We start from the raw sequence: 8661 nt of genomic DNA, 5'->3' as shown, positions 1-8661 counted from the left end.
TGTCTTTGATAAGGTTATTTTCTTCCATTTTATTAATGTTTTCTCAACGAGTTTTTAATAACAGTAGTTAAAAAATCAATCGCCACAGAATTCTGCTTCATATTAGGGATAATAAGATCGGCCTCATTTTTAGAGGGCTCTATGAATTCCTGGTGCATTGGTTTTAAGGTGGTCTGATAACGGTGTAATACTTCGCTCAGATCCCTTCCTCTTTCCTGAGTGTCTCTCCTGATCCTCCTGATCAGCCTTTCATCAGAATCTGCATGAACGAATACTTTCAAATCAAATTCTTTCAGCAATTCTTTGTTGGTAAGAACCAAAATTCCTTCTACCACCAATACGTTCTTAGGTTCTACAGTAACGTGATCTCCTGTTCTGGAATGGGTTACAAAGCTATAAATCGGCTGTTCTATCGGCTCGTTATTTTTTAAAGCTTTTACGTGTTTTATCAATAAATCAAAATCTATCGACTTCGGATGGTCATAATTTAAAGCCTCTCTTTCTGTCAGTGTAAGACCTTGGTTGTCGTGATAATAATTATCCTGTGAAAGGATATTCATTCCTTCGATATCAAGCTGCTGAAGTATCTTATCAACAACTGTAGTTTTGCCGGATCCTGTTCCACCGGCAATTCCTATTACAAGCATTGTTTTTTTGTTTCTTTATAGTTGGTACAAATATACTATTTTAGATAAAATGGAGCAATGCAAGAATATTGAGAAATTAAAAGATTAAAACATTTAAGGATTAAAAAATTCCCCGGAATGCGGATATTTTTTGTGATGTATTATTATTACTGGATTTTAATCTCTAAATTCAATAAAAAAAACCTGCAATTAAAATTTAATTACAGGTTTTTATTTTATACGATTTCACTCGTTAATTCGCGTGAAAGTAATTTTTCGTGCATAGGCTTCAAAAGATCCAATGAGCCGGTTTTTACGGTACATTTGCCCTTATAGTGGACCAATATCGTACATTGTTCTGCCTGTTCCAATGTATGCTTACATATTTCTATCAGGCAATCGATTACATAATCAAAAGTGTGAATGTCATCATTATGCAGCACGAGTTTATAGACTTCGTCCGTATCATCCATCACAAGAACTTCTTCTTCATACTGACGTTTCGGATCTTCGTAATCTTTTATCGTATTATAAAAATTCATTCTTATTTGTTTTTAAACTTCACCAATTTTTTCTGCTAAGCTATCAATAGCATTGGGTTCCTGATATACCAATTCAACGAGTTCTACACTCTTATTATTCATCTTAAGGATTTTGAAATGATAGTCATCCAGATCAAATTCCTGGTTTTCTTCCGGAATATCTTCCAGTTCATAAAGGATAAATCCTGCTAATGAGTTGTATTCGCTTTCTTCGGAAAGAGGAAGTTTTTTAGGCAAGAATTCGTTGATTTCATCCAGCGGCTGAGTAGCCTGTACCCAATAGGTATTGTCTGCTATTTTATCAACAATTTTTTCTTCTTCATCTTCTTCATCCTGAATTTCTCCTACAAGCTCTTCCAGAATATCTTCAAGGGTAATAATTCCTTCTGTTCCACCAAATTCGTCAATAACGATAGCAAGGTGCTGTTTTTTCTGCTGGAAAATTTTCAACAGGTCTGAAACTTTCTTGCTTTCAACAACAAAGAAGGCATCACGCATCAGGTCTTTCAGATCTTCATGGTCTAAAGCTCCTTTTCTTTTAACATATTCTCTTATAATCTCTTTTGTATAGAAAATACCGATTACATTATCAATGGAATCCAGATATACAGGAATACGGGAATATCCGCTATCCATAATCTTATTGATAATTTCATTGATATCTTCCTCAAAGTCAATGGAAGTAATATTTTGTCTTGGAACCATGATCTGTTTTGCAGAGTGATCTGTAAAATCAAATGCATTTTTAATGATCTCATAGTTCTCTTCTTCAATCTCACCACTGTCTGCACTTTGCTTTACCAAAAGCTGAAGCTCTTCTGTAGAGTGAATTTCCTGCTCTGAAGCGGGGTGAATTTTTATCAGTCTTAAGAATCCGTTAGACATGGAATTCATTAACCAGATAAATGGCTTAAAGATGGTATAAAAGACTCTCAACGGCACGGCTGTAGCCATGGTTGTAGCTTCTGATTTTCTGATCGCGATTGATTTTGGAATAAGCTCTCCAAATACAATGTGCATAATGGTAATCAATACGAAACTGATGATTAATGCTACCGAAGTAATGGAAGCTTCACTCATATTCATATTGAATGAGTGGAAAATATTTTCAACGATATGGTGCAGGGCACTCTCTCCTACCCAACCCAGGGCAAGGGAAGCCAATGTAATACCTAATTGGGTGGCGGAAAGATATTCATCCAAATGTTTGATGATATGTTCTGCCTGCTTTGCCATAGAATCCCCTTCTGCGGCTTTTAATTGGATTTGAGAGTAACGAACTTTAACAATTGAAAATTCTGCGGCTACAAAGAAGCCATTTAGTAAAACAAGAAATAAGGCCAGCAAAAGCCTGACTATGTCCGAGTCCATTTAGAAGTTGTATAAATTTTATTAAGTACAAAGATATGCAAAATAAAAATAACCTGACTCCGGGATAGATTATTTCAATTGGGTAATTTTTGAAAAGAAAATTGACCTTTTAAAACCCGTCTATTTTATCATAAAAAAAATATTTGGACATCCTTTTCATTTCTATCTGAAAAGAGGTCTTTTTGAATACTTAATTACGGTTTTACACCTTTATAAACAAAAAAGCACCGATAAGATCGATGCTTTTGATTGTATGTTAAAATAATTCTTTACGAATTTTTCAAAGCTTCTGCTCCGGAAACAATTTCCAGGATTTCGTTGGTAATTGCCGCCTGTCTTGCTTTGTTGTAGAAGATCACAAGATCGTTCTTTAAAGCCTGAGCATTATCTGTTGCTTTGTGCATTGCTGTCATTCTCGCTCCGTGTTCAGATGCTACCGAATCTAAGATGGCTTTGAAAACCTGAGTTTTGATTGATTTTGGAATCAAATTATCAAGGATCTCAGCTCTGTTAGGTTCAAAGATATAATCTGTTTCAACTTGTGGCTCTGTAGTTTCAGGCATTGAGATTGGAAGAAGCTGTTCTGTAGTTACTTCCTGAGTAGCTGCATTAATGAATTTGTTATAAATAACATAAACTTCATCAAATTTACCTTCTTTGAAGCTTGCCATTACACCTTCTGTAATGTTAGCAACTACATCAAAGTTTAAGTTATCATAAACAGAACTTCCATTAGTATATACTGTACGGTTCTTTCTTACTGCATCATATACTTTTTTACCTACAGGAAGAACTTCAATCTCATATTGAGAGTTGTTCTGGAACTGCTGGTTAAGCTCTTTTACGATTGAAGAGTTAAAAGCTCCTGCAAGACCTCTGTTTGAAGTAACAGCGATAAAAAGTATTCTTTTAACCTCTCTTTTCTGAGCATATACAGAAACCTGGTCAGGATCAGAGCTAGAATTTACATTCTGGATAAGCTCCTGTAATTTTTCAGAATAAGGTCTTAACATTACGATTGCGTCCTGTGCTTTTTTAAGTTTCGCAGCGGAAACCATTTTCATAGCACGTGTAATCTGCATCGTAGATGAAATTGACGTAATTCTGCCTCGTATTTCTTTTAAGTTTGCCATTAATTTGGGTTCAAAGTTTAAGGTCTAAAGTTTAAGGCTTAAAACGCTATATTTTAAACCTTAAACATTGAATTTTTTTAGTTGTATTTAGAAGCTAAATCGTTAGCTGCCTGCTTAAGAACACCTGTAATATCGTTATCGATTTTTCCAGCTTTGATAGCAGCCATTGTATCTGGGTGCTTAGATCTTAGGAACTCGATGTATTCGTGTTGGAATTCTTTAATCTTGTTCAATGGAACGTTTCTCAATAAGTTCTCAGTACCAGCATAGATCATCGCAACTTGGCTATCTACTGGAAGCGGAGAGTTAACCGGTTGCTTAAGAAGCTCCACGTTTCTTTCTCCTTTAGAGATTACTGCTAAAGTAGAAGCATCAAGGTCTGATCCGAACTTAGCGAACGCTTCTAATTCTTTATATTGAGCCTGGTCAAGTTTTAATGTACCAGATACTTTTTTCATTGATTTGATCTGAGCGTTACCTCCTACTCTTGATACAGAGATACCAACGTTGATCGCAGGACGAACCCCTGAGTTGAATAGATCAGACTCCAAGAAGATCTGTCCGTCTGTAATAGAGATTACGTTAGTTGGGATATACGCAGAAACGTCACCTGCCTGAGTTTCAATGATTGGTAGAGCAGTTAATGAACCACCACCTTTCACGATTGGCTTAAGAGACTCTGGTAAGTCATTCATTTGCTTAGCGATGTTATCGTCAGCAATTACTTTTGCAGCTCTTTCCAATAGTCTTGAGTGAAGATAGAAAACGTCTCCAGGGTAAGCTTCACGGCCCGGTGGTCTTCTTAATAGTAGAGAAAGCTCACGGTAAGCAACAGCTTGTTTAGATAAATCATCATAAACGATAAGCGCTGGTCTACCTGTATCTCTGAAGAACTCACCGATAGCAGCACCTGCCATCGCAGAGTATACCTGCATTGGAACTGGATCTGATGCGTTAGCCGCAACGATTACAGTATATGCTAAAGCTCCTTTATCAGAAAGAGTTTTAACGATTTGTGCTACAGTAGAAGCTTTCTGACCGATAGCAACATATATACAATATACTGGTTTACCAGCATCAAAGAATTCTTTTTGGTTGATGATCGTATCGATCGCAACAGTAGTTTTACCTGTTTGTCTGTCACCGATGATAAGCTCTCTTTGTCCTCTTCCTACAGGGATCATAGAGTCAATCGCAACGATACCTGACTGTAAAGGTTCAGTTACCGGTTGTCTGTAGATAACTCCAGGAGCTTTTCTTTCTAATGGCATTTCATATAAATCTCCTGTGATAGGACCTTTACCATCGATTGGGTTACCAAGAGTATCAACTACTCTTCCTAACATTCCTTCTCCTACTTTAATAGAAGAGATTCTGTTTGTTCTTCTTACTGTATCCCCTTCTTTTACTAATTTACTTTCACCTAATAAAGCAACACCTACGTTGTCTTCTTCAAGGTTAAGTACAATACCTTCTACATCACTAGAAAATTTCACCAACTCTCCGTATTGTACGTTTTCTAACCCGTATACACGAGCAATACCATCACCGATGGTTAAAACTGTACCTACTTCCTCAACGTTTGATTGAGTATCGAAGTTGGCCAATTGCTGTTTTAAGATCGCAGATACTTCTGCCGGATTTATTTCTGCCATTGTATGGTTGTTTTTCTTAATTTAATTGGAAATCTTTTTTAACTTGGTTCAATTTGGTCCTTACAGACGCGTCTACCTGCTGGTCTCCTACTCTTAGGATATATCCCCCTAAAATATCTTGGTTGATGATCAATTTCAAATCGAAGCTTGAATTGGCATTCACCAGGTTAGTAGATTTTAGAATCTGATCAATATTTTCTTTAGAAAGCTGAGTAGCTGTTGTAAGCGTTACTCTCTGTACTCCGTTGATGTCTTCAACTTTGTTGATAAATTCCTGTGCAATATTTTTTAATTGGCTTTCACGTCCATGCTTAATAACCAATTTAATCAAATTCTGGGAAGATGCTGATAAACCTTTGAAAATTTCGTTTGCTACCTCTATTTTCTTTTTTGCATCAATGTAAGGTGTAAGGAAGAATTTGTTCAAATCCTTAGATTCAATCATGATCTTCACTACATCTTTCATTTCAGAAAACACGGCAGCTGTTTGACCTGATTCATTAGTGAAATCAAGTAAACCCTGTGCGTATCTTTTCGCTACTTTAGATGTAAGCATTCTTAGTTAAGGTTAGATTTGTTGATATAATTTTGAACTAATTCGTTTTGAGCTTCTGTGTTATCTAACTTTTGCTTTAAGATAGACTCTGCAATGTTTACAGATAAAGCACCGATCTGAGTTTTGATATCTGCCATAGCAGCATTTTTCTCAGCGTTGATAGTTTGCTTAGCAGCTTCAATAAGCTTGTCTCCTTCCGCTTTAGCAACATCTTTAGCTTCACCTACGATTCTGTCTTTAATTTCTCTAGCTTCTTTAAGGATAGCGTCTCTTTCGATTTTAGCCTCACGAATGATTCTTTCGTTGTCAGCTTTAAGATCTTCCATCTCTTTTTTAGCCAATTTAGCTTGGTTTAATGCATCAACAATAGAAGTTTCTCTTTCGTTAACAGCATTTACAATTGGTTTCCAAGCGAATTTAGCTAGAAGAAATAATAGGATAACAAAAGTAAGGGTCATCCAAAACAAAAGTCCAATTCCAGGTTCAATAATTCCCATATCTGTAAATTCTTTTTTTAAATGTTATTTTATGGATTGTTTTTAAAATTCTTAGCAGCAGCCAACCGCTTTACTGCTAAGAATGTTTTTTGAGGATAGATTACTTGATGAAAGCACCAAAGATGATCGCGATAAGACCAGCACCTTCAATAAGACCAGCAGCAATAAGCATTGCTCCTTGAATCTTACCAGCTTGTTCTGGTTGTCTAGCGATAGCGTCCATTGCGTGACCACCGATTTTACCGATACCTAGACCTACACCTAGTACTGCTAAACCGATACCTACGTAAATTAATCCTGCTCCTGTTGATAAATCCATAATAAATAAATTATATTAGTTAAAAAATTATTTTTAAATTCTTTCTTTTAATTAGTGAGCGTGCTCTTCGTGACCGTGCTCATGTTCGTGCTCTGCAACTGCAATTCCGATAAATAGTGCGGATAGTACAGTGAAGATATATGCCTGCAATGCTGCTACCAATAATTCCAGTACTGAAACGAATAATGCTAATGGTACAGATGCAAATCCTAATAATGGAGTTTTGAAAATGAAGATCAATGAAACGATCGCCAAGATCATAATGTGTCCCGCTGTAACGTTAGCGAAAAGTCGCATCATTAAAGCGAAAGGCTTTGTAAAGATTCCGATGATCTCGATTGGAACCATAATTGGGTACAATAAGATTGGAACCGGCGGCATAAAGATGTGTTTCCAGTAATCTTTATTCGCGCTGAATAATGTGATTAATAATGTAATGATAGCTAATACTGCTGTAATTGCAATGTTACCTGTAAGGTTTGCTCCGAAAGGGAAGAAAGGAATTAATCCAAATAAGTTGTTAATCCAGATAAAGAAAAATGCAGTTAATAAATAAGGCATATATCTTTTATATTTAACAGACCCGATGTTTGGAATAGCCACCTCGTCTCTGATAAATACAATTACTGGCTCCATGAATTTTCCAATACCTTTTGGAAGTTGTGATTTTTTATAATTTCTTGCCATTCCTATGAACACTACTGCCATAAAAAGTACTGACAAGAACATTGAAGCTGCATTTTTTGTTACTGAAAGATCAAAAAACACTTCGTTTGATTTTTGCTTTCCACTGATGATTGAAAATAGTGTAGCTTTTTCAACACCTTTAGTAGAAACTACTTGTCCGTGTTCTAAAGTATACCCATCATGTTCGTGTCCGTGAGCAATACTACTAGAAAGAAAAGTATGCCAGCCTTCATTATCTTTGATGATAACAGGCAAAGGGATAGAAACGTGATGTTCTTCACCACTGTCATCTTTTGTAGTCCATAAATGCCATTCATTAGAATCACCAATGTGTTCCATGATCATCGTGGTCGCATTGAAGCCGTCTTTCGCTTCTTTGTTCTCTACTTTTTCCGCTGATTTCTCTCCTTCAGATTCGTGCTGAGCAGAAGCTAAACTGCTTATAAACACAAATAAAAATGCGAAAAATAATGAAGAAATTTTTCTGTTCATATCTCTTTTTTAATCGTGTGCAAATATATCGATTTTATTAAACTTTACCAATACTAAAAATTGATTTTTATCATCAAAAAAATCAAGACTTATTAATGAGTTTTATTATAGGTAAATAAATAAGGAATGATGCAACAAGAAAACAGATCACTATAAAGAGAAAATTAGCTTTAGTCTTCTCTATTATTATCAATGAAGCAATAAGCCAGATCAGGTCTTTAGAAAGGTTAATAACAAGAAATTTCATTCCTGCATCCTGTTTGCCGTACAAATACTTTTTAAATATTATATATACTATTATATTAAGCAGCGCTATTAATAATACTATAATGAAACTATCAAGAAAATTCATGCTGCAAAAATAGGATTATAATTTTTGAAACAAAAGAATTCTTCTATAAGGAAGGAAGCTGGAAGCTGGATGATGGAAGTTTACTATTCTGCAAAGTTGTCATTCAATTCATTTTTTTAAATGATCTATAGCTCTTGGTTAAAAAAATATATTATTAAAGAATCTTATTTACTTTTATCGGCCTCAAAAAACTTCCTTCTCCCCGCTTCCAGCTTCCAACTTCAATCAAATCCTCATAATATTAAAACTATCACACTCAAGTTTCCCAACAAAATATCTCATAAAGAATCTTGTTTACTTTTATCGGCCTCAAAAAGCTTCCTTCTCCCCGCTTCCAGCTTCCAACTTCAATCAAATCCTCATAATATTAAGTCTATCATACTCAGGTTTCTTAAAAATTCCTTATTTTTGCAAACCTATAATTTACAATA

Annotated in this window: 9 protein-coding genes; all 9 read right to left on the bottom strand. The window is 35.4% G+C overall.

Annotation, left to right across the window (positions count from 1 at the left end):
• Positions 1 to 32: 32 nt before the first annotated feature.
• Positions 33 to 647, bottom strand: coding sequence for a uridine kinase (gene udk / locus BBH99_RS05495; protein WP_066693081.1), 615 nt, complete (start codon positions 645 to 647; stop codon positions 33 to 35).
• A 215-nt stretch (positions 648 to 862) separates the two neighbouring features.
• The gene (locus BBH99_RS05490; protein ID WP_066693078.1) at positions 863 to 1168 is read right to left on the bottom strand and encodes an ATP-dependent Clp protease adaptor ClpS; all 306 of its coding nucleotides are present in this window, start codon (positions 1166 to 1168) and stop codon (positions 863 to 865) included.
• 12 nt (positions 1169 to 1180) lie between these two features.
• Positions 1181 to 2539: a hemolysin family protein gene (locus tag BBH99_RS05485; RefSeq protein WP_066693069.1), complete on the bottom strand. Its 1359-nt coding sequence runs from the start codon at positions 2537 to 2539 to the stop codon at positions 1181 to 1183.
• 269 nt (positions 2540 to 2808) lie between these two features.
• The gene (atpG, locus tag BBH99_RS05480) at positions 2809 to 3672 is read right to left on the bottom strand and encodes an ATP synthase F1 subunit gamma (protein WP_066693064.1); all 864 of its coding nucleotides are present in this window, start codon (positions 3670 to 3672) and stop codon (positions 2809 to 2811) included.
• A 77-nt stretch (positions 3673 to 3749) separates the two neighbouring features.
• Positions 3750 to 5327 carry a F0F1 ATP synthase subunit alpha gene (gene atpA, locus BBH99_RS05475; RefSeq protein WP_066693060.1) on the bottom strand — a complete coding sequence of 526 codons (1578 nt, stop codon included), beginning with the start codon at positions 5325 to 5327 and terminating at the stop codon, positions 3750 to 3752.
• Between the two features lie 16 nt (positions 5328 to 5343).
• Positions 5344 to 5883 carry an ATP synthase F1 subunit delta gene (gene atpH / locus BBH99_RS05470; protein ID WP_066693057.1) on the bottom strand — a complete coding sequence of 180 codons (540 nt, stop codon included), beginning with the start codon at positions 5881 to 5883 and terminating at the stop codon, positions 5344 to 5346.
• A gap of 2 nt (positions 5884 to 5885) precedes the next feature.
• A complete protein-coding gene (locus tag BBH99_RS05465; protein WP_045497327.1) occupies positions 5886 to 6380 on the bottom strand; it encodes a F0F1 ATP synthase subunit B in 495 nt (164 codons plus the stop codon).
• A 100-nt stretch (positions 6381 to 6480) separates the two neighbouring features.
• Entirely contained in the window at positions 6481 to 6699 is a 219-nt protein-coding gene (locus BBH99_RS05460; RefSeq protein WP_007844726.1) for an ATP synthase F0 subunit C, read from the bottom strand.
• A gap of 51 nt (positions 6700 to 6750) precedes the next feature.
• Positions 6751 to 7878 carry a F0F1 ATP synthase subunit A gene (gene atpB, locus BBH99_RS05455; protein ID WP_066693054.1) on the bottom strand — a complete coding sequence of 376 codons (1128 nt, stop codon included), beginning with the start codon at positions 7876 to 7878 and terminating at the stop codon, positions 6751 to 6753.
• Positions 7879 to 8661 lie beyond the last annotated feature (783 nt).

The sequence above is a fragment of the Chryseobacterium contaminans genome (assembly GCF_001684955.1).
GTDB classification, from domain to species: Bacteria; Bacteroidota; Bacteroidia; order Flavobacteriales; family Weeksellaceae; genus Chryseobacterium; species Chryseobacterium contaminans.
The sequence above is the reverse complement of the archived record's forward strand: the minus strand, read 5'-3'. Positions and strand labels throughout refer to the sequence as shown.